The organism is Janthinobacterium sp., from assembly GCF_009923995.1.
Classification (GTDB): domain Bacteria; phylum Pseudomonadota; class Gammaproteobacteria; order Burkholderiales; family Burkholderiaceae_D; genus Janthinobacterium.
In genome coordinates this window covers 16,293-35,385 of the sequence record NZ_RFSK01000060.1, presented here as the reverse complement: position 1 = coordinate 35,385, position 19,093 = coordinate 16,293, and the positions used below count along the sequence as shown (strand labels likewise).

The 19,093-nt window shown below is 64.9% G+C and carries 18 protein-coding genes; 11 read left to right on the top strand and 7 right to left on the bottom strand.

Annotation, left to right across the window (positions count from 1 at the left end; all coding sequences use genetic code 11):
- Window positions 1–103 precede the first annotated feature (103 nt).
- The 6 genes from EBS11_RS23030 (at window position 104) to EBS11_RS23005 (ending at window position 7,199) form a co-directional block, all read left to right on the top strand.
- Entirely contained in the window at window positions 104–1,105 is a 1,002-nt protein-coding gene (locus EBS11_RS23030; protein ID WP_290606806.1) for a LacI family DNA-binding transcriptional regulator, read from the top strand.
- Window positions 1,106–1,135: 30 nt separating this feature from the next.
- Complete coding sequence (gene xylB, locus EBS11_RS23025) at window positions 1,136–2,617, top strand: xylulokinase (RefSeq protein ID WP_365956026.1); 1,482 nt, start codon at window positions 1,136–1,138, stop codon at window positions 2,615–2,617.
- A gap of 6 nt (window positions 2,618–2,623) precedes the next feature.
- Complete coding sequence (gene tal / locus EBS11_RS23020; RefSeq protein WP_290606802.1) at window positions 2,624–3,583, top strand: transaldolase; 960 nt, start codon at window positions 2,624–2,626, stop codon at window positions 3,581–3,583.
- Window positions 3,584–3,647: 64 nt separating this feature from the next.
- Window positions 3,648–4,583, top strand: a complete 936-nt coding sequence (locus tag EBS11_RS23015) for an ABC transporter substrate-binding protein (protein ID WP_290606800.1) — start codon at window positions 3,648–3,650, stop codon at window positions 4,581–4,583.
- Window positions 4,584–4,664: 81 nt separating this feature from the next.
- Window positions 4,665–6,164, top strand: a complete 1,500-nt coding sequence (locus EBS11_RS23010) for a sugar ABC transporter ATP-binding protein (RefSeq protein WP_290606798.1) — start codon at window positions 4,665–4,667, stop codon at window positions 6,162–6,164.
- A 24-nt stretch (window positions 6,165–6,188) separates the two neighbouring features.
- Window positions 6,189–7,199: a ribose ABC transporter permease gene (locus EBS11_RS23005; protein WP_290606796.1), complete on the top strand. Its 1,011-nt coding sequence runs from the start codon at window positions 6,189–6,191 to the stop codon at window positions 7,197–7,199.
- Window positions 7,200–7,291: 92 nt separating this feature from the next.
- Here the strand turns inward: EBS11_RS23005 and EBS11_RS23000 are convergent, their stop codons facing one another.
- From EBS11_RS23000 to EBS11_RS22985, 4 genes are all read right to left on the bottom strand, one after another.
- Window positions 7,292–7,717, bottom strand: a complete 426-nt coding sequence (locus EBS11_RS23000; RefSeq protein ID WP_290606794.1) for a GNAT family N-acetyltransferase — start codon at window positions 7,715–7,717, stop codon at window positions 7,292–7,294.
- Window positions 7,718–7,794: 77 nt separating this feature from the next.
- On the bottom strand, window positions 7,795–8,790 hold the full coding sequence (locus EBS11_RS22995) for an NADP-dependent oxidoreductase (RefSeq protein ID WP_290606792.1): 996 nt from the start codon (window positions 8,788–8,790) through the stop codon (window positions 7,795–7,797).
- Window positions 8,791–8,875: 85 nt separating this feature from the next.
- Window positions 8,876–9,178, bottom strand: coding sequence for a Dabb family protein (locus EBS11_RS22990; protein WP_290606790.1), 303 nt, complete (start codon window positions 9,176–9,178; stop codon window positions 8,876–8,878).
- 126 nt (window positions 9,179–9,304) lie between these two features.
- Window positions 9,305–10,483: an acetyl-CoA C-acyltransferase gene (locus EBS11_RS22985; RefSeq protein ID WP_290606788.1), complete on the bottom strand. Its 1,179-nt coding sequence runs from the start codon at window positions 10,481–10,483 to the stop codon at window positions 9,305–9,307.
- A 253-nt stretch (window positions 10,484–10,736) separates the two neighbouring features.
- Here EBS11_RS22985 and EBS11_RS22980 point away from each other — a divergent pair, with 253 nt between their 5' ends.
- Complete coding sequence (locus EBS11_RS22980) at window positions 10,737–12,437, top strand: MFS transporter (RefSeq protein ID WP_290606786.1); 1,701 nt, start codon at window positions 10,737–10,739, stop codon at window positions 12,435–12,437.
- A 99-nt stretch (window positions 12,438–12,536) separates the two neighbouring features.
- Here EBS11_RS22980 and EBS11_RS22975 read toward each other — a convergent pair whose 3' ends face one another.
- A complete protein-coding gene (locus EBS11_RS22975; protein ID WP_290606784.1) occupies window positions 12,537–12,740 on the bottom strand; it encodes a hypothetical protein in 204 nt (67 codons plus the stop codon).
- A 134-nt stretch (window positions 12,741–12,874) separates the two neighbouring features.
- Here EBS11_RS22975 and EBS11_RS22970 point away from each other — a divergent pair, with 134 nt between their 5' ends.
- On the top strand, window positions 12,875–13,801 hold the full coding sequence (locus EBS11_RS22970) for a nucleotidyltransferase domain-containing protein (RefSeq protein ID WP_290606782.1): 927 nt from the start codon (window positions 12,875–12,877) through the stop codon (window positions 13,799–13,801).
- Here the strand turns inward: EBS11_RS22970 and EBS11_RS22965 are convergent.
- On the bottom strand, window positions 13,711–14,616 hold the full coding sequence (locus EBS11_RS22965) for a LysR family transcriptional regulator (protein ID WP_290606780.1): 906 nt from the start codon (window positions 14,614–14,616) through the stop codon (window positions 13,711–13,713). The genes EBS11_RS22970 and EBS11_RS22965 overlap by 91 nt on opposite strands.
- Window positions 14,617–14,728: 112 nt before the next feature.
- Between EBS11_RS22965 and EBS11_RS22960 the strand changes: the two genes are divergently transcribed.
- The 3 genes from EBS11_RS22960 (at window position 14,729) to EBS11_RS22950 (ending at window position 16,544) form a co-directional block, all read left to right on the top strand.
- Window positions 14,729–15,013, top strand: coding sequence for a DUF2798 domain-containing protein (locus tag EBS11_RS22960; protein WP_290606778.1), 285 nt, complete (start codon window positions 14,729–14,731; stop codon window positions 15,011–15,013).
- A 164-nt stretch (window positions 15,014–15,177) separates the two neighbouring features.
- The gene (locus EBS11_RS22955; RefSeq protein ID WP_290606776.1) at window positions 15,178–15,576 is read left to right on the top strand and encodes a VOC family protein; all 399 of its coding nucleotides are present in this window, start codon (window positions 15,178–15,180) and stop codon (window positions 15,574–15,576) included.
- Between the two features lie 119 nt (window positions 15,577–15,695).
- Window positions 15,696–16,544 (top strand): alpha/beta hydrolase, encoded by an 849-nt coding sequence (locus EBS11_RS22950; protein WP_290606774.1) that lies wholly within the window; start codon window positions 15,696–15,698, stop codon window positions 16,542–16,544.
- Between the two features lie 84 nt (window positions 16,545–16,628).
- Here EBS11_RS22950 and EBS11_RS22945 read toward each other — a convergent pair whose 3' ends face one another.
- On the bottom strand, window positions 16,629–18,716 hold the full coding sequence (locus EBS11_RS22945) for a 3-hydroxyacyl-CoA dehydrogenase NAD-binding domain-containing protein (protein WP_290606772.1): 2,088 nt from the start codon (window positions 18,714–18,716) through the stop codon (window positions 16,629–16,631).
- Window positions 18,717–19,093 lie beyond the last annotated feature (377 nt).

Here is a 19,093-nt window from a genome sequence, read left to right as displayed (position 1 = left end):
AGCGCTTGCGCAAGCGCTTTCTTTTGTTTACGATGGATGCAAACGCGGCAACAAAGCCGTGCATCGAACACATAAAAATAAAAAAATACCATCAGGAGACACCATGGCCACCATGGAAGATGTAGCGCGGGCGGCGGACGTATCGCTGTCGACCGTCTCGCACGTACTCAACGGCACCCGCAAGGTCAGCCCGAAAACCGTCGCCGCCGTCAACGCGGCCATGCAGCAGATCGGCTACGTGCCCAACATGCTGGCGCGCGCACTGGCCGGCTCCTCGTCGGGCACCATCGGCGTGGCCATATCCGCCTTCACCAATCATTATTTCAGCGAAACCGTGCGCGCCATCGAGGCAGCCTGCACGCGCCACGGCTTGATGATGCTGTTTTCCGATACGCATGACGATCCCGAGCAGGAACTCAAGGTGGTGCAGAACCTGCACCAGCGGCGGGTCGACGGCATCGTGCTGGCACCGTCCGGCGACGCGCACAACCGCGCCCTCGCCTATTTACATGGCAACAAGATCGCCTCCGTGCTGGTGGACCGCATGTCGCCCCAGCCCTTCGACCAGGTGGGCGTGGAAAACATCGAGGCCACGGCGCAGCTCGTCAGCCACCTGATCGCCGCCCACGGCCACCGCCGCATCGGCTTCATCGCGGGCGCGCCCGGCCTGTCCACGACGGACGAGCGCATCGACGGCTACCGCCTGGCCTTGCAGCACGCCAACATCGCCTTCGACCCGGAACTGCTGCGCTCGGGCGACTCCAACCTCGAGCGCAGCGGCGCGGCCACGCGCGAACTGCTGGCACTGCCACAGCGTCCCACGGCCATCGTCGCCGGCAATAACCTGATGACCATCGGCACCATGCACGCCTTGCGCGATGCACACATTGCGGTACCGCAAGACGTGGCCCTGGCAGGCTTCGATGATTTCGACTGGGCCGATTACTTCAGCCCCCGCCTGACCGTCATGGCCCAGCCGCTGGAAGAGCTGGGCGCCATGGCCGTCGATCTCCTGATCGAACGCATCGCCAACCCGGGCCGCGCCCAGCACGTGCAGCGCCTGTCGCCAGCCTTGCGCGTGCGCAACTCCTGCGGCTGTCCCTGACTTTTTACTGTGAATCACATGCATCCAGCCATTTCCCTCGGTATCGACCTCGGTACCTCCGAACTGAAAACCGTGCTGATGGACCGCCACGGCACGGTGCGCGGCCAGGCATCCGTGCGCATCGACACGAGCCGCCCGCAGCCGGGCTGGTCCGAACAGGCGCCGCACGACTGGTGGAGCGCCTGCCTCCGGGCCCTGGCACAGCTGCGCGCCGGCTGGCCGCAGGAATATGAGCAGATCGCCTGTATCGGCCTGTCCGGCCAGATGCACGGCGCCGTGCTGCTCGACGCCAGCGATAACGTGATCCGTCCCGCCATCCTGTGGAACGATGCGCGCGCCGATGCCGAGGCGGCCGCCCTGGCGCGCGACTACCCCGCGTATGCGGGCGTGACGGGCAGCCTGCCCATGGCGGGCCTGACGGCGCCGAAACTGCTGTGGCTGCAAACGCACGAGCCGGCCGCCTTCGCCGCCATCGCCTGCGTGCTGTCGCCCAAGGATTATCTGCGCCTGCGCTTGACGGGCAACAAGGTGACGGACATGTCCGACGCGGCCGGCACCCTGTGGCTGGACGAGGCCAGGCGCGCCTGGTTCGACCCCATGCTGGCCGCCTGCGGCCTGGTGCGGGAGCAGATGCCGGCCCTGGCCGAAGGCGACGCCGCCACGGGCACCGTGCTGGCAGCCATGGCGGACCAGCTGGGCTTGCCGCCCGGCGTGGTGGTGGCCGGCGGCGGTGGCGACAATCCCGTCTCGGCCGTGGGCATCGGCGCCGTGAACGCGGGCGACAGTTTCATTTCACTGGGCACCAGCGCCGCCATCGTTTCCGTGACGGAATCGCCGCTGGGCAACCCGGCCGGCGGCGTGCACAGCTTTTGCCATGCCCTGCCTGGCCGCTGGTATGCCATGGGCGCCATCCTGTCCGGCGCCAGCTGCGTGCGCTGGGCGACTGGCGTGCTGGGCTTGCCCGACGAAGCGGCCCTGCTGCAGGTGGTGGAAGCGGGCTTGCCGCTGGACATGCCCGTCGCGCCGTCCGCGCCCCTGTTCCTGCCCTACCTGTCGGGCGAGCGCACGCCGCACAACGACCCGCAGGTGCGCGGCGCCTTTTTGCAGCTGGGCCACGACAGCAATACGGCGCAGCTCGGCTACGCCGTGCTGGAAGGCGTGGCCTTCGCCCTGCGCGACGCCCTGGCGGCCGTCACGTCCACGGGCGCTGTCGTGCCCCACTGCATGCTGGTGGGCGGCGGCGCGCGCAGCCAGTACTGGGCGCAGCTGCTGGCCAACGTGCTGGGACGCGAAATGCGCACCCTGCACAACAGCGAACTGTCGGCCAGCCTGGGCGCGGCCAAGCTGGGTTTTGCCGCCATCGGCGACCGCCGGCTGCTGGCCACGGGCTTGTCCGTCAAAAACACCTTCTTGCCCGATGCCGCGCACAGCGCAGCCTTGACCCTCCGCTACGGCCGTTACCGTAGCCTGTTTCCCGCCGTGCAAGCCTTGCACCAACTTAGCGAAGGATAAGCAGCAATGACGCAACTGAATCAACTGCAGCAATTGAAGCAATACAGCACCGTCGTCGCCGACACGGGCGACTTCCTGCAACTGGCCCGTTTCGCGCCGCAGGACGCCACCACCAACCCGTCGCTGATCTTGAAAGCCGTGTTGCAGCCCGAATACGCGCCCTTGCTGGAAAGCACGGTTGCCGCGCATACCAGCGCCAGCCTGGACGATATCGTCGACCAGGTGCTGGTGCGCTTCGGCCTGGAAATATTGAAGGTGGTGCCGGGCCGCGTGTCGACGGAAGTCGATGCCCGCCTGAGCTTTGACCGCGCCGCCACCGTGGCCCGCGGGCGCCGTTTGATCGCCCTGTATGAAGCGGCAGGCGTCCCCCGCGAGCGCGTGCTGATCAAGGTCGCCGCCACCTGGGAAGGCATCCAGGCCGCGCGCGAACTGGAACAGGATGGCATCTTTTGCAACCTGACCCTGCTGTTCGCGTTTTGCCAGGCCGTCGCCTGCGCCGACGCGCAAGTGCGCCTGATCTCGCCGTTTGTCGGCCGCATCTACGACTGGTACAAGAAAACCATGGGTGCGGCATGGGACGAAACGGCGCGCAGCCTGTCCAACGATCCAGGCGTGCAATCCGTCACGCGCATCTTTAATTACTACAAGCAACATGGCATCGCCACGCAGGTGATGGGCGCCAGCTTCCGCAACGTGGGGCAGATCACGGCCCTGTCCGGCTGCGACTTGCTCACCATCAGCCCGGACCTGCTGGCCAAGCTGGAAGCGGCGGACGCGCCGTTCGCGCGGGCCCTGGGCACGGACCTGGGCGCGCCGCAGGCGGCCGTCACGTACGACGAGGCAGCTTTCCGCTACGCCCTCAACGAGGACGCCATGGCCACCGAAAAGCTGGCCGAAGGCATCCGCGGCTTTGCCGTCGATGCGGGCAAGCTGGACGCCATGATCGAAAAATTGCGCACTCGCTAAGTTTTCACCCAGTTTTTACCGTAGCACCGTTTGTTTTTTACAATAAAAACCCTTGGAGATCCTCATGAAAAAAGTCCTTACCGCCACCCTGCTGCTGTCCGCCGCCTGCGGCGCCTTCGCCGCCGACAAACCGCTGAAATCCATCGGCGTGAGCGTGGGCGACCTGGCCAACCCCTTCTTCGTGGCGATTGGCCGCGGCGCCGAGGAAAGCGCGAAGAAGATCGGCGGCCCCGGCGTGAAAGTCACGACTGTTTCCAGCAAGTATGACCTGAACACCCAGGTGGACCAGATCGAGAACTTCATCGCCAACAAGACCGACATCATCATCCTGAACGCCGTCGATTCCAAGGGCATCGCGCCGGCCATCAAGAAGGCGCGCAATGCGGGCGTGGTCGTGATCGCCGTCGACGTGGGCGCCGTGGGCGCCTCGGCCACCGTGATGTCCGACAACACCATGGCCGGCGACGTGTCGTGCGCCTACCTGGCCAAGCAGATCGGCGGCAAGGGCAACGTGGTGATCCTGAACGGTCCGCCCGTCACGTCCGTGATCGACCGCGTGAATGGCTGCAAGAAGACCCTGGCCGCCTTCAAGGATATCAAGATCCTGTCGGACAACCAGAACGCGGGCGGCAGCCGCGACGGCGGCATGACCGTGATGTCGAACCTGCTGACGGCCCATCCGAAGATCGACGGCGTGTTCGCCATCAACGATCCGACGGGCATCGGCGCCGAACTGGCCATCAAGCAGTCGAAACGCACGGACGTGAAACTGATCACGGCCGTCGATGGCGCGCCGGACGGCCAGAACGCCCTGAAAAACAAGGCGGGCCTGTTTGCCGCCACGTCGGCGCAAAACCCCTACCGCATGGCCACGGACGCCGTGCAGATGGGCTACGACATCATGAACGGCCGCACGCCGAAACAGACCATGGTGCTGCTGCCGACGCCGGCCATCACCAAGGAAAACGTCGCCACCTACACGGGCTGGGTAAAGAACTGAGCTGCCTGACCTGAACCACGTGTTGCCCGCCCCGGCCCCGGCCGGTGGCGGGCGGCAGTCTCACAGCAAGGAAGGACAGTCATGAGCGACGATATTATTTTTGAAATGCGCGGCATCGAGAAGCGCTTTGGCGCCACGCGCGCGCTGCGCGGCGTGCACCTGACGGTGCGCAGCGGCGAAATCCATGCCGTGATGGGCGAAAACGGCGCCGGCAAGAGCACCCTGATGAAAATCCTGTCGGGCGTGTACACGCCGGACGCGGGTGAAATCATTCTCGACGGCAAGCCGATCCGCATCCGCAACCCGGGCGAGGCCCGCGCGCTGGGCATCAACCTGATCTACCAGGAATTGAGCGTGGCCAAGAACATGACGGTGGCGCAGAACGTCTTCATGGGCAGCGAGCCGCAGGGCCCGTTCTGGACCGTCAAGGGCGGCGAAATGCGCGCGCGCACGAACGCCATCCTGGCCGACCTCGGCTCCCGCTTCGACGCCGACACCATGGTGTCCACCCTGTCGATTGCCGAGCAGCAACAGGTGGAAATCGCCCGCGCCCTCGTGCACGAGAGCCGCATCCTGATCATGGACGAGCCCACGGCCGCCCTGTCCGACCGGGAAACCGAACAATTGTTCCGCATCATCGAAGAACAGCGCGACAAGGGCCTGGCCGTGCTGTACATCAGCCACCGCATGGCCGAGGTGGAGCGCCTGGCGCGCCGCATCACGGTGCTGCGCGACGGCGCCTACGTGGGCGAACTGGGCAAGGATGAGCTGGATCAAAAGAAAGTCGTGCAAATGATGGTGGGCCGCCCCGCCGACGATTTTTATGCCCACCAGCGGCGCACGACGCGGGGCGCCGAGCGCCTGCGCGTGGCCAACGTGGGCGGCGGCAAGGTCAAGCCTGCCTCGTTCGCCCTGCATGCAGGCGAAGTGACGGGCCTGGCCGGTCTCGTGGGCGCGGGCCGCACGGAACTGGCGCGCCTGATCTTTGGCGCCGACAAGAAGGCATCGGGGCAAGTGTGGCTCGATGGCGAGGAAGTGCACATCCAGCGCCCGCTGGCGGCCATCCGCCACGGCATCGGCTACCTGCCGGAAGACCGCAAGAGCCTGGGCCTGTTCATGCAGTTGTCGGCCATGGAAAACATGTCGATGAATATCCTGTCCAGGCATGCGACGGCGGGCGTCGTCAACCGGGGCGCCCTGACGCAGCTCACGCGCGAAGCCATCGCCAACCTGAACGTCAAGGTGTCCGGCCCGGACGGCATCGTGGGGGGACTCTCCGGCGGCAACCAGCAGAAAGTCTTGCTGGCGCGCTGGCTGGCCATCGCGCCCAAGGTCCTCATCCTCGACGAGCCGACGCGGGGCGTGGACGTGGGCGCGAAGAGCGAAATCTACAAGATCATCCACCAGCTGGCGGACGCGGGCACGGCCGTGCTGTGCATTTCCAGCGAACTGGCCGAACTGGTCGGCATCTGCGACAGGGTGATGGTGATGTGCGAAGGACGTTTGACGGGCGAAGTGACGGGCGACGACATTACGCAGGAAAACATCCTCGCCTATGCCACCCAGCTGGAAGCGGCATAAAAATAATCATTCAGGAGATTTAACATGACAACGACTACCACCCGCGGCGCCGCGCGCGCCGGCGAACCCTTCAATGCCTCAAACCTGATGCGCCGCCTGGGCATGCTGCCCGTGCTGGTGGTGCTGTACCTGGCCATGTACGGCCTGACCGTGTATTTCTCGGCCGACGGCACGTCCACGTTCATGACCAGCAATAACACCATGAACATCTTCCGCCAGGTGTCGATCAACATCGTGCTGGCGTCCGGCATGACTTTCGTCATTTTGACCAGCGGCATCGACCTGTCCGTCGGCTCCGTGCTGGCCGTCTCGGCCGTGGCGGGCATGCTGATGTCCTTGTCGGCCCAGTTCGCCGGTTTCTCGATTCCCACCTTCCTCATCGTCGGCCTGCTGCTGGGCGCGCTGAACGGCGTGCTGGTGGCCCTCGTCGGCCTGAACCCGTTCGTGGTGACTTTGGGCACCATGACGGCCCTGCGCGGCGCGGCCTACCTGCTGGCCGATGGCACCAGCGTGCTGAACACGGAAATCCCCAGCTTCGAATGGATGGGCAACGGCAGCTTCCTGGCCGTGCCCTGGCTGATCTGGCTGGCGGCCGCCGTCGTCGTGCTGACCTGGTTTATTTTGCGCAAGACCACCCTGGGCCTGCATATCTACGCCGTCGGCGGCAATATCCAGGCGGCCCGTTTGACGGGGATCAAGGTCGGCCTCGTGCTGATGTTTGTCTACACCATCAGCGGCCTGTTCGCGGGCCTGGGCGGCGCCATGTCGGCCAGCCGCCTGTATGCGGCCAACGGCAACTGGGGCACGGGCTATGAACTGGACGCCATTGCGGCCGTCGTGCTGGGCGGTACCAGCCTGATGGGCGGCGTGGGCTCCGTCTGGGGCACCGTCATCGGCGCCCTGATCATCGGCGTGATGAACAATGGCTTGACGATTCTGGGACTGTCGTCGTTCTGGCAGTATGTGGCCAAGGGCGTCGTGATCGTGCTGGCGGTGATCCTGGATAAATGGCGCCAGTCGCACGCGCAGAACTGAACCCGTAACCCATGCACTGCCGGGGTCGGACCCGGTGGGGGAATGCGTCCCAATGGGACGTATTCCGATCGCGAAGCGACTGACCCCAGCAGTTAAAACTGCAAGCGCATCTCCACGTGCGCAATCCCCGCCTCTTCGAATTGTTCTCCCTGCTGCACGAAACCGTGGCGCGCATAGAATGGCGCGGCGACGGTTTGCGCGTTCAGCACCACCGCCTGGTCGCCCCGTGCGCGCGCCTTGTCCATCAGCAGGGTCAGGATGGCGCCGCCCACGCCCGTGCCGCGGCCCGGTTGGCGCACGGCCATGCGGCCGATGTGGCCGTCTGGCAGCAAGCGGCCCGTGCCGATGGCGTGGCCGGCAGCGTCATAGGCGACGGCATGCAGGCAGACGGCGTCCATGTCGTCGAGTTCGATCTCGGCCGGCACTTTCTGTTCGTCGACGAAGACTTCAAAACGGATGGCGGTGGCGTCCGGGCCCAGGGTGGCCCAGTCGCCGAGGCGGATGGTGTGCTTGGTCATGGTAGGCAGTAGTAAAAGACAGGCCGTTATTGTCGCACGGCCTGCCCTTCTTTAGCAGGGCGCTCAGCCCGGCCGCTTCAAGCCAGCTTGACGAGCTGCTTGCCGAAGTTGCGTCCTTTTAAGAGGCCGATGAAGGCTTCGGGCGCGCTGGCCAGGCCCTCGGCCACGGATTCGCGGAATTTCAGCTTGCCCGTCGCCACCAGCGTGCCCAGTTCCGCCAGGCCCTGCGGCCAGAATTCCGGCTGCTCCGAGACGATGAAGCCGCGCACGGTGAGGCGGTTGGTGAGGATGAAGCGCGCATTGTCGATCGGCGTCGGCTCGCCGTTGTAGCCGGCGATCCAGCCGCACAGGGCCACGCGGCCGAAGGCGTTGGTGCGCGCCAGGGCCGCGTCGAACACGGCGCCGCCCACGTTTTCAAAGATGGCGTCGATGCCGTCCGGCGTGGCGGCCGCCAGGTCGGCCAGCAGATTGCCCGCCTTGTAGTCGACGCAGGCGTCAAAGCCCAGTTCCTCGACGACATAGCGGCATTTCTCCTCGCCGCCGGCGATGCCGACGACGCGGCAGCCTTTCAATTTCGCCAGCTGTCCCACGACGCTGCCCACGGCGCCGCTGGCGGCCGACACGACCACCGTCTCGCCCGCTTTTGGCGCCATGATCTGGTTCAAGCCATACCAGGCCGTCATGCCGGGCATGCCCACGGCGCCCAGGTAGGCGGACGCGGGGATGTGCGTCGTGTCGACCTTGCGCAGCATGGTGCCGTCGGACACGGCCACTTCCGTCCAGCCCAGGGTGCCCACCACCGTGTCACCGGCGGCGAACTTCGGATGCTTCGATTCAAGCACCACGCCCACCGTGCCGCCGATCATGGTTTCATCGAGGGCCTGCGGCGCCGCATAGCTTTTATTCGTGCTCATGCGCCCGCGCATGTAGGGGTCCAAGGACAGGTACTGGTTGCGCACCAGCAATTGCCCATCGTGGATGGCGGGAATGTCTTTGGTTTCCAGGCGGAAGTTATCCGGCTGCACTTCGGCTGCCGGGCGCGAGGCGAGGACGATGCGTTGGTAGGTGGTCATGAATGCTCCTTGTCGATAGATAGGATCAGCGGAAGGCTGGGGTCAGACCCGCCGGGTCTGACCCCGGGTGTCTGCTGCGTAACGATCAAATCTCATAGTCCATGCATTGCCGCGCTTCCCGCACGGCCCCGAAGAACGGCTTGATTTTCACGTGCTCGGGATGGTTCTGGTAGGCGTCGAGCGCTTCCCTGCTGGCGAATTCGCTGTACAGGACGATGTCGTAGGTGGCTTCCAGGCCCGGCTGGGCCACGGCCGCTTCGAATGCCAGGATGCCGGGCACGAGGTCGGCACAGGCATCGAGCAGGGCCTTCAGTTTCAAGGCATTGGTGGCGCGGTCGGCGCCTTCGGCGTGGTCCTTGAGTTTCCAGAAAACGATGTGCTTGATCATGGTGGCAGGCTGGTTGTTTATCAATGAAGCATTACTGTAACCGCTATCGCTCCGCTCTGCAGGAACAGGGGACGGAAGGCAAGCGGGCGGCCCTGGAAGCCGCCCGCTGACTGGCCTTGATCCGGATTACAGCACTTCGAACAGGCCGGCCGCGCCCTGGCCGCCGCCGATGCACATGGTGACGACCACGTATTTGACGCCGCGGCGCTTGCCTTCGATCAGGGCGTGGCCCGTCAGGCGGGCGCCCGAGACGCCGTAGGGGTGGCCCACGGCGATGGCACCGCCGTTGACGTTCAGGCGGTCCATGGGGATGCCAAGGGTATCGGCGCAGTACAGCACTTGCACGGCGAATGCCTCGTTGAGTTCCCACAGGCCGATGTCGGCCACCGTCAGGCCCGCCTTTTTCAGCAGTTTCGGAATCGCGTAGACGGGGCCGATGCCCATTTCATCGGGTTCGCAGCCGGCCACGGCAAAGCCGCGGAAGATGCCCAGCGGCTGCAAGCCTTTCGCTTCGGCCACTTGCGCGTTCATGACGATGGCCATGGAGGCGCCGTCGGAAAACTGGCTGGCATTGCCGGCGCTGATGACGCCGCCCGGGATGGCCGGACGGATCTTCGCCACGCCGTCGTAGGTCGTGTCGGCGCGGATGCCTTCATCGCTTGAGATCGTCACTTCCCGCGAGAGCAGCATGCCGCTGGCCTTGTCGGCCACGCCCATGACGGTGGTCATCGGCACGATTTCCGCGTCGAACAGGCCGGCCGCCTGGGCCGCGGCGGCCCGCTGCTGGCTTTGCGCGCCATACACGTCCTGGCGCTCGCGCGAAATCTGGTAGCGCCTGGCCACGGTTTCGGCCGTCTGCAGCATGGGCCAGTACACTTCCGGCTTGTGCTGCTGCAGCCAGACTTCCCGGTACATATGCGTGTTCATTTCGTTTTGCACGCAGGAAATCGACTCCACGCCGCCCGCCGCATAGATGTCGCCTTCGCCGGCGATGATGCGCTGCGCCGCCAGGGCGATGGCCTGCAAGCCCGACGAGCAGAAGCGGTTGACGGTCATGCCCGCCGTGGTGACGGGGCAGCCGCCGCGCAAGGCCACCTGGCGCGCGATATTGCCGCCCGTGGCGCCTTCGGGGAAGGCGCAGCCGACCAGCACGTCTTCCACTTCGCCCGCTTCGATGCGCGCGCGCTCGACGGCGGCCGCCAGCACGTGGCCGCCCAGTGTGGCGCCGTGCGTCATGTTGAAGGCGCCCTTCCAGGACTTGGCCAGGCCCGTGCGGGCGGTCGATACGATGACGGCTTCATTCATGCTGTGTCTCCTTGTGTGCATATTATATGGTGGGGTCTCTGCGGAACGAGAATAGCACATTTAAGTACGGTCGTTCGCAAAGTTGCATGCCGCTGCCGCGCGGCCGGCACGCAGGCGGCGCACTGTAAGCTTCGTGTAAGTTTCAAGCAAGCATGACGTAAGGTTTCGAGAACACACTCGGCTCCAGCTGTTGCAAGAATGGTCAAAAAAAGACCTCGGCACCAGTTCACTATAAAACATAGGGAGACAAACCATGGCATCATCATCCGGCCCGGCCGACGTACGGAAAGTATCCACCAAGGGAACGCCGATCACGCCCGAGGAACGCAAGGTCATCTTTGCGTCATCCTTGGGCACCGTGTTCGAATGGTACGATTTTTACCTGTACGGTTCGCTCGCATCCATCATCGCCAAGCAGTTCTTCATCGGCGACCCCACCACCACCTTCATTTTCGCCCTGCTGGCCTTTGCCGCCGGCTTCATCGTGCGTCCCTTCGGCGCGCTCGTCTTCGGCCGCCTGGGCGACATGATCGGGCGCAAGTACACCTTCCTGATCACCATCCTGATCATGGGCGGCTCCACCTTCATCGTCGGCTTGCTGCCGGGCCATGCCTCCATCGGCATCGCCGCCCCCATCATCCTCGTCATCCTGCGCATCCTGCAGGGCCTGGCGCTGGGCGGCGAATACGGCGGCGCAGCCACGTATGTGGCCGAACATGCGCCCGAAGGCAAGCGCGGCGCGTTCACGGCGTGGATACAGACGACGGCAACGCTGGGCTTCTTCCTGTCGCTGATGGTCATCCTGGGCACCCGCCTGGCCACGGGCGAGAAGGAATTCGAAGCCTGGGGCTGGCGCGTGCCTTTCCTCGTCTCCGTCATCCTGCTGGGTATTTCCGTCTGGATCCGCCTGGCCATGAATGAATCGCCCGCGTTTGCCAAGATGAAGGCGGAAGGCAAGACCTCGAAGGCGCCGCTGACGGAAGCGTTCGGCAAGTGGAAAAACCTGAAGATCGTCATCCTGGCCCTGATCGGCCTGACGGCCGGCCAGGCCGTCGTCTGGTACACGGGCCAGTTCTATGCCCTGTTCTTCATGATCCAGACCCTGAAGGTGGACCTGGCCACGGCCAACGTGCTCGTCGCCATCGCCCTGCTGCTGGCCACGCCGTTCTTCCTGTTCTTCGGCAGCCTGTCCGACCGCATCGGCCGCAAGTACATCATCCTCGGCGGCTGCCTGATCGCCGCAGCCACCTACTTCCCCATCTTCAACGGCCTGACCCACTTCGCCAATCCGCAGCTGGAAGCGGCACTGAAGAATTCGCCTGTGGTGGTGGTGGCCGATCCCGCCTCCTGCCACTTCCAGTTCAACATGACGGGTACCAAGAAGTTCCCATCGTCGTGCGACATCGCCACCGGCTTCCTGTCGAACAGCTCCGTCAACTACACGAAGGAAGACGCGCCGGCCGGCAGCATCGCCAAGGTGCGCATCGGCGCGAAGGAATTTAGCTCGTTTAACGCCGTCATGACGCCGGACGGCCTGAACTTCGACGCCGACAGCAAGGCCCACGAAGCGGCACTGAAGAAGGAACTGGGCGCCGGCATCAAGGAAGCGGGCTACCCTGCGAAAGCCGATCCCGAGCAGATCAACAAGCCGATGGTCGTGCTGCTGCTGTTCATCCTGGTGCTGTACGTGACCATGGTGTACGGCCCGATCGCCGCCATGCTGGTGGAAATGTTCCCGACGCGCATACGCTACACCTCGATGTCCCTGCCCTACCATATCGGTAACGGCTGGTTCGGCGGCCTGCTGCCGACCACGGCCTTCGCGCTGGTGGCCTTCAAGGGCGACATCTATTACGGCCTGTGGTATCCGATCGTCGTGGCCCTGGCCACGGTGGTCATCGGCACCCTGTTCGTGAAGGAAACGAAGGATAACAATATCTACGCCGACGATTGATGCGGCGCCATCCCCGGCCGCCGCGCCGGGGTCCGCAAAACAAAACGCCGCTGACCTGTCAGCGGCGTTTGTCTTTGATGCGGCCCTTGCGGCGGCGCCTTATTTGTCGCTGGCGCCTTTTTTCAGCTTGTCGCGCTGCTGCACGTATTCCTGGTAGCTGGTCTGGTTGCGCTTGCGGCAGGCATTGCGGTCGTCGAAATTATTGAGGCTGTTGCAGTATTCGCCGATCTTGTCCCGGTTCGCGTCATACAGCACTTCACAGCCGGTAATGGCCAACAAAAAGGGAACGATCAGATATTTCATTGCTACTCTCATGTGTAAGGACGGGATTGCGCGAAAAAACACCAGATTGCCAGCTTGATAAGCGGGTGGCTTTATCTTAACGCGATCCCGGCGCAAAGTACAAGCGCTCGGTATTACTTAATGGAAAGGATGAAATGGAAAGGATGACCGTGCACGCCCTGCTGGCGCATGCTATGGTGCACGTTTCTCCCACCGGATTCATGCCAGGCATGCCCGCGACCGCTCCCGCCACCCTGCCCGCCGCACCGCACGGCCCCCTGCAAGCCATCTTCGATGCCTTGCTGCAAGACGCGTGCGCGAGCCTGTCCACGCATGCCGGCAACTTGCTGAACGGCATTTACCTGTACGGCAGCATCGCCCGCGGCGACGCCACGCCGGGCGTGTCCGACCTGGACCTGACCCTGGTGCTGCGCCAGCCAGCCACGCCGCAGCAACTGGCAACACTGGACGCCTTGCGCCTGACCTTGCAGGCGCGCCACCGGGAGGTGGTCAAGATCGATTTCGATATCGGCCATCGCGCCCAGGTACTCGCGCCGGAAAACCTGTACAGCTGGGGTTACTGGATCAAGCACCAGTGCCGCTGCATATGGGGCGAGGACCTGGCCCCCTACTTTGCGCCTTTCGCGCCGTCGCGCGCCATCGCCCTGGCCGTGAACGGCGACTTCGTCCCCGTGCTGGAAGACTATGCGCGGCGCCTCGATGAGGAGCGCGCGCCTGGCGCCATCGTCCGCCTGCAAAGGGAAGCGTCGCGCAAGCTGATCCGTTCCACCAATATCCTGCGCCACGATGGCGAGGCGGGCTGGCCCGCCGACCTGGACGAGCATGTGACGCTGCTGCTGCGCCGCCATCCCGCCATGCAGGCGCAGGCCGCCTATTTTCTTGCCCAGGCCAGGCCCGGCGCCGTGCCGGCCAGCGGCTTTGCGCCGGCGCTGCGCCGGTTCGCGCAGTGGCTGGCGCAGCAGCAGGCGAATCAAACGTCCAGTTCCTCGCTCAACAGGGGATTGTCCGCCGCAAACGCCGCCAGGTGCTCGAGCAGCACGCGCACGCGGGCCGGCAGGTAGCGCCGCTGCGTCCACACGGCATACACGTGGCGCGGCTGCGGCATCCAGTCGGGCAAGACGCGCACCAGGCTGCCACGCGCCACTTCCTCGCGGCACTGCAACAGCGGACACAGCAGGATGCCGATGCCCGCATCCGCCATTTCCACGGCCAGGCGCATCTCGTTGACGCGCAGGCGCGCCTGCGGCACGATCACCATCTCGGCGCCGTCGCCGGGCCGGCGCAGGCGCCAGCTGCGCAGGGGCTCGGCCACGATCAGCTCATGCCGCTCCAGTTCCTGCAGGTCGCGCGGAACGCCGGCGCGCGCCAGATAGGCGGGCGCGGCCACCATCACCAGGGAGGCGCTGCCCAGGCGGCGCTGCATCAGCGAAGAATCGTCGAGCGCGCCCACGCGGATGGCCAGGTCCGCGCCGCTGCCCACGAGGTCTTGCAGCAGGTTCGACAGCTCCAGTTCCAGGCGGATGTCGGGATACTGCTGCATGAAGCTGGTCCAGGCGGGCGTCAGCAAGCCGCTGGCGAAGTTGACGGGCGCCAGCACGCGGATGGTGCCGGACACGGCCGCCAGGCTGGCGTCCAGCTGCTGCGTGGCCTGGCGCAGCGCATGCACGAGGGGACGGCACTGCTCGTAGTATTGCCAGCCCTCCGCCGTCGGCTGCAGGCGGCGCGCGCTGCGGTTCAGCAGCCGGTAGCCCAGCTGGCCCTCCAGCCTTTGCAGGCGGCGCGTGACGGTGGCGGCCGGCAAGTCCTGCTTGACGGCGGCCGCGTGCAGGCTGCCCGCTTCCACGATGGCGACGAACAGGGCCAGGTCATCGAGCATGCGTCCTCCCGTATGATTGCATTTTCGGAATTTGAAATTAAAAATATGGCTCTAGTATAGATTGCCGCAAGTCGTTACGCTGTCATCTTTCCAACTTATTTGAAAGCGCCCCATGTCCGACGCCCTGCGCCTGCGCTGCGTGTTTGCCTTCCTGATGTCCCTCGTCATGACCTTGCTGATGAGCGCCTGGGTCACCTGGCTCAATATCGGCTGGCAGGCGGACTTCCTGCCGCGCTGGCGCCACGCCTTCTTTGCCGCCTGGCCCGTGGCCTTCTGCGCCGTGATGCTGTTCGCGCCCCGCGTGCAGCTGATCAGCCGCGGCATCGTCGCGAAACTGGCGCGCCCCGCGCCCGCCTGCCCCGCCTGCGCCGCCACAAGCTGCTCCTGCGCCCGCTGACAGGCCCGGCCAGGCCCAGCCAGGTCCGGCCAGGCCAGGCGGCGGGTCATTGACCACGAGTCGCCCGCCGACAGCTTCACTCGGTCACTCCACGGCCGGAACGCCCACAGCCGACCCGATCCGGGCTATGCTATGGCCGTCCCCGTTCATCCAGTGGAGTGTCCATGCTCGATCACGTTTCCCTCACCGTTGCCGACCTGGCACGCGCGGAACGCTTCTACGACGCCATCTTCGCCGCGCTGGCCGTGCCCAAGGTGGGCAGCGACCATGCCAACGCGTGGATAGGCTATGGCGAGCGCAGCGATGCGGAACATCCCGCCCGCAGCTATTTTTCCGTGCGCCTCGGGCCTGCCCCGGACGACGCGCCGCGCCGCCACTGCTGTTTCAAGGCCCCGACGCGCGCGGCCGTGGACGCCTTTTGGCAGGCGGGACTGGCCCACGGCGGCTTCGACCTGGGCGCGCCCGGCCTGCGCCACTACCACGCCAGCTACTACGCGGCCTTCCTCTTCGATCCCGACGGCAACCGCATCGAAGCCGTCTGCCACCACGCCGACCCGGGCTGAGCGCGCACGTGCCGTCCAAATGCGGCCGCTATCGCGCTCTGTTCACCGTTTTCACTTTCACATGATTTGCCTATAATGGCTGGCACGCCATACCGGTCCGTGATCCAAGAAGGAGATTCATGCAACATCTATTCGTCGGCCGCCCCGCGCGCACCCTGCTCCTTTCCAGCGCCGGCTTGCTGCTGGCAAGCTGTTTTTCCGGCTGCTCCCTGTTGCCTTCTTCCCCCGTCACGCCAGGCATCCCCGCCACGGCCGCCCTGCCCGACGCCAGCATCGCCTACACCGTGAGCGGCCAGGATGGCTTGCCCGTCGTCTTCCAGTCGGCCATGGGCGACGGCAAGGATGTGTGGGCCAAGGTGGTGCCGGAAGTGGCCAGACAGCACCGCGTGCTCGTGTATGACCGTCCCGGCTATGGCGACAGCAAGAAGACCACGACGCCGCGCGACCCCTGCACCATCGCCGCCCAGCAGCGCGCCCTGCTGGCGCAGGCGGGCCTGAAGCCGCCCTACGTGCTGGTCGGCCAGGGCTTGGGCGGGCTGTACCAGTACGTGTATGCCAAGCTGTACCCGCAGGACGTGGCCGGACTGGTCCTGCTCGACCCCACGCACCCGCAGCAGTGGAGCCGCATGCAGACGGACGCCTCCACCTACGCCATGCTCGTCAAGACGCGGCGCAAGCTGATGTTCAACAGTGCGGAATCGGCCGAATTCGATGCCCAGGCGCAATGCCTGCAGCATGTGGACATGGCCAGCCCCCTGCGCGTGCCCGCCATGCTGCTCGTGCGCGACAAGTTCGGCATCGAGGAAACGGGTTCGTTCGAGAGCGTGGTGCGGGCGCAGGAAAAGGATTGGCAGCGCCTGTCCGGCGCGCCAGCCATCGAGCGCATCACGGGCGCCGGCTACTACATCCAGAAAGACAACCCCGTCATCGTCAACGAGGCCGTCAAGATGGTGGCGAAGAAGAAGTAATAAATATCGCTGGCATTTAACCCCAGCAGCAAAATCCGGGGTCGGACCCTGAGGGTCCGACCCCGGTCTCTGCCGTTGGGTTTCTCAGCTGTTGAAACCCTTGCCCTCGCCCGCCAGCGTCACCAGCAGGGGCGCCGGCGTCCACGCCTCGCCGTGGCGGCCCTTGGCGTAGCCCTTGATGCTGTCGAGCACGTTCGGCAAGCCCACCGTGTCCGCATGGAACATGGGGCCGCCGCGGAACAGGGGGAAGCCGTAGCCCGTCAGGTACACCATGTCGATGTCCGAGGCGCGCAGGGCGATGCCCTCTTCCAGGATGCGCGCGCCCTCGTTGACGAGCGCATACACGAGCCGTTCGACGATTTCCTGGTCGCCGATCTTGCGCCGCGCCACGCCGATGTCGGCGCTATGCTGCACAATCATGGCATTGACCTGTTCCGATGGATAGGCCTTGCGGTCGCCCGCCTTGTAGTCATACCAGCCGGCGCCCGTCTTCTGGCCAAAACGCCCCAGTTCGCACAGCAGGTCGGCCGTCTTCGAATACGTGACCTCCGGTTTTTCCACGTAGCGACGCTTGCGGATGGCCCAGCCGATGTCGTTGCCGGCCAGGTCGCCCATGCGGAACGGACCCATGGCAAAACCGAATTTCTCCACCGCCTTGTCGACCTGCTCGGGCAGGCAGCCTTCTTCCAGCAGGAAACCGGCTTGCCGGCTGTACTGCTCGATCATGCGGTTGCCGATGAAGCCGTCGCACACGCCGGACACGACGCCCGTCTTCTTCAGCTTTTTCGACAGGGCCAGCGCCGTGGCCAGCACGTCCTTGCCCGTTGCCTTGCCGCGGACGATTTCCAGCAGCTTCATGACGTTGGCGGGACTGAAGAAATGCGTGCCGATCACGTCCTGCGGGCGCTGAGTGAAGGCGGCGATCTTGTCCAGGTCCAGGGTGGAGGTGTTCGAGGCGAGGATGGCGCCCGGCTTCATGACGGCGTCGAGCTGCCTGAAGACGGCTTCCTTCACGCCCAGCTCCTCGAAGACGGCTTCGATGACGATGTCCGCCTGGGCGATGGCCGCGTACGACAGGGTGCCGGAAACGAGCGCGATGCGCTGCTCGGCCTTCTCCTGCGTCAGCTTGCCCTTCTTGACCGTGTTTTCGTAATTCTTGCGGATGGTGGCCAGGCCCTTGTCCAGCGCTTCCTGCTGCGTTTCCAGCAAGGTCACGGGGATGCCCGCGTTGGCGAAATTCATGGCGATGCCGCCGCCCATGGTGCCGGCGCCGACGATCGCCGCGCTGGCGATGGTGCGCACGGGCGTGTCGGACGGCACGTCGGGCACCTTGCTGGCCACCCGTTCGGCAAAGAAGGCATGGCGCAGGGCCTTCGATTCCGGCGACTGCACCAGTTGCATGAACAGTTCGCGCTCGTACTTCAGGCCGTCGTCGAATTTCATCGTCACGGCGGCCGCCACGGCGTCCACGCATTTCAGGGGCGCGGGGAACGGGCCGGACATGGCTTTCACCGTATTGCGCGAAAACTGCAGGAACGCTTCGTGGTTCGGATAGTCGACCTTGCGCTCGCGCACTTTCGGCAGCGGGCGCACGTCCGCCACTTTCGTCGCAAAGGCCACGGCGGCGGCCAGCAGGTCGGCGCCCGGGGCCGTCACTTCATCGAACAGGGCCGTGCCCGCCAGCTTTTCCGATGCCACGGGCGTGCCCGAGACGATCATGTTCAGGGCCATTTCCAGGCCCAGCACGCGCGGCAGGCGCTGCGTGCCGCCCGCGCCCGGCAAGATGCCGAGCTTGACTTCGGGCAAGGCCATCTGCGCGCCCGGCGCGGCCACGCGGTAGTTGCAGCCCAGCGCCAGCTCCAGGCCACCGCCCATGCAGACGCTGTGGATGGCCGCCACGACGGGCTTGGTGGATTGCTCCACCACATTGATCAGGGTGTGCAGGGTCGGTTCCGTGAGCGCCTTGGGCGAATTGAATTCCTTGATGTCGGCGCCGCCCGAGAAGGCCTTGCCGGCGCCCGTGATGACGATGGCTTTCACGGCCTCGTCCGCCAGCGCCTGGCGGATGCCGGCCACGGCGGCCGTGCGCGTGGCCAGGCCCAGACCGTTGACGGGCGGATTGTTCAGGGTAATGACGGCGACCGCACCGTGCACTTGATATTCAGCGCTCATGTCTCTTCCTTATTGGTTTTGCTCAATGTATGAGGTGGTTGCAAGGGATGAAGCTTCACTATACCGCATAAAAGAACGCTCGTATTATTTTTGTCGTGGCGCGCCCGGCGCCGGCATTGGCCACCATGGTACAACATCGCCGGCCGCGGCCGGCATCAGGCGCGGCGGAAGGCAGCAATAGGCGGCAGCAGCTATCAATTGCATACCCGTTTTAAATAATTAAAACACAACAACAAAAACGCCGTTTTATTATGTGCGAATTGCGCTTATCTATCCCGGCGCGGGCCAATAACGACACTTTCCGCATTATTTATTCACGCCCCTTGTTTTTCTCCAGGGGCTGGGGAATAATAAAATTATTGATTCAAATCAATACT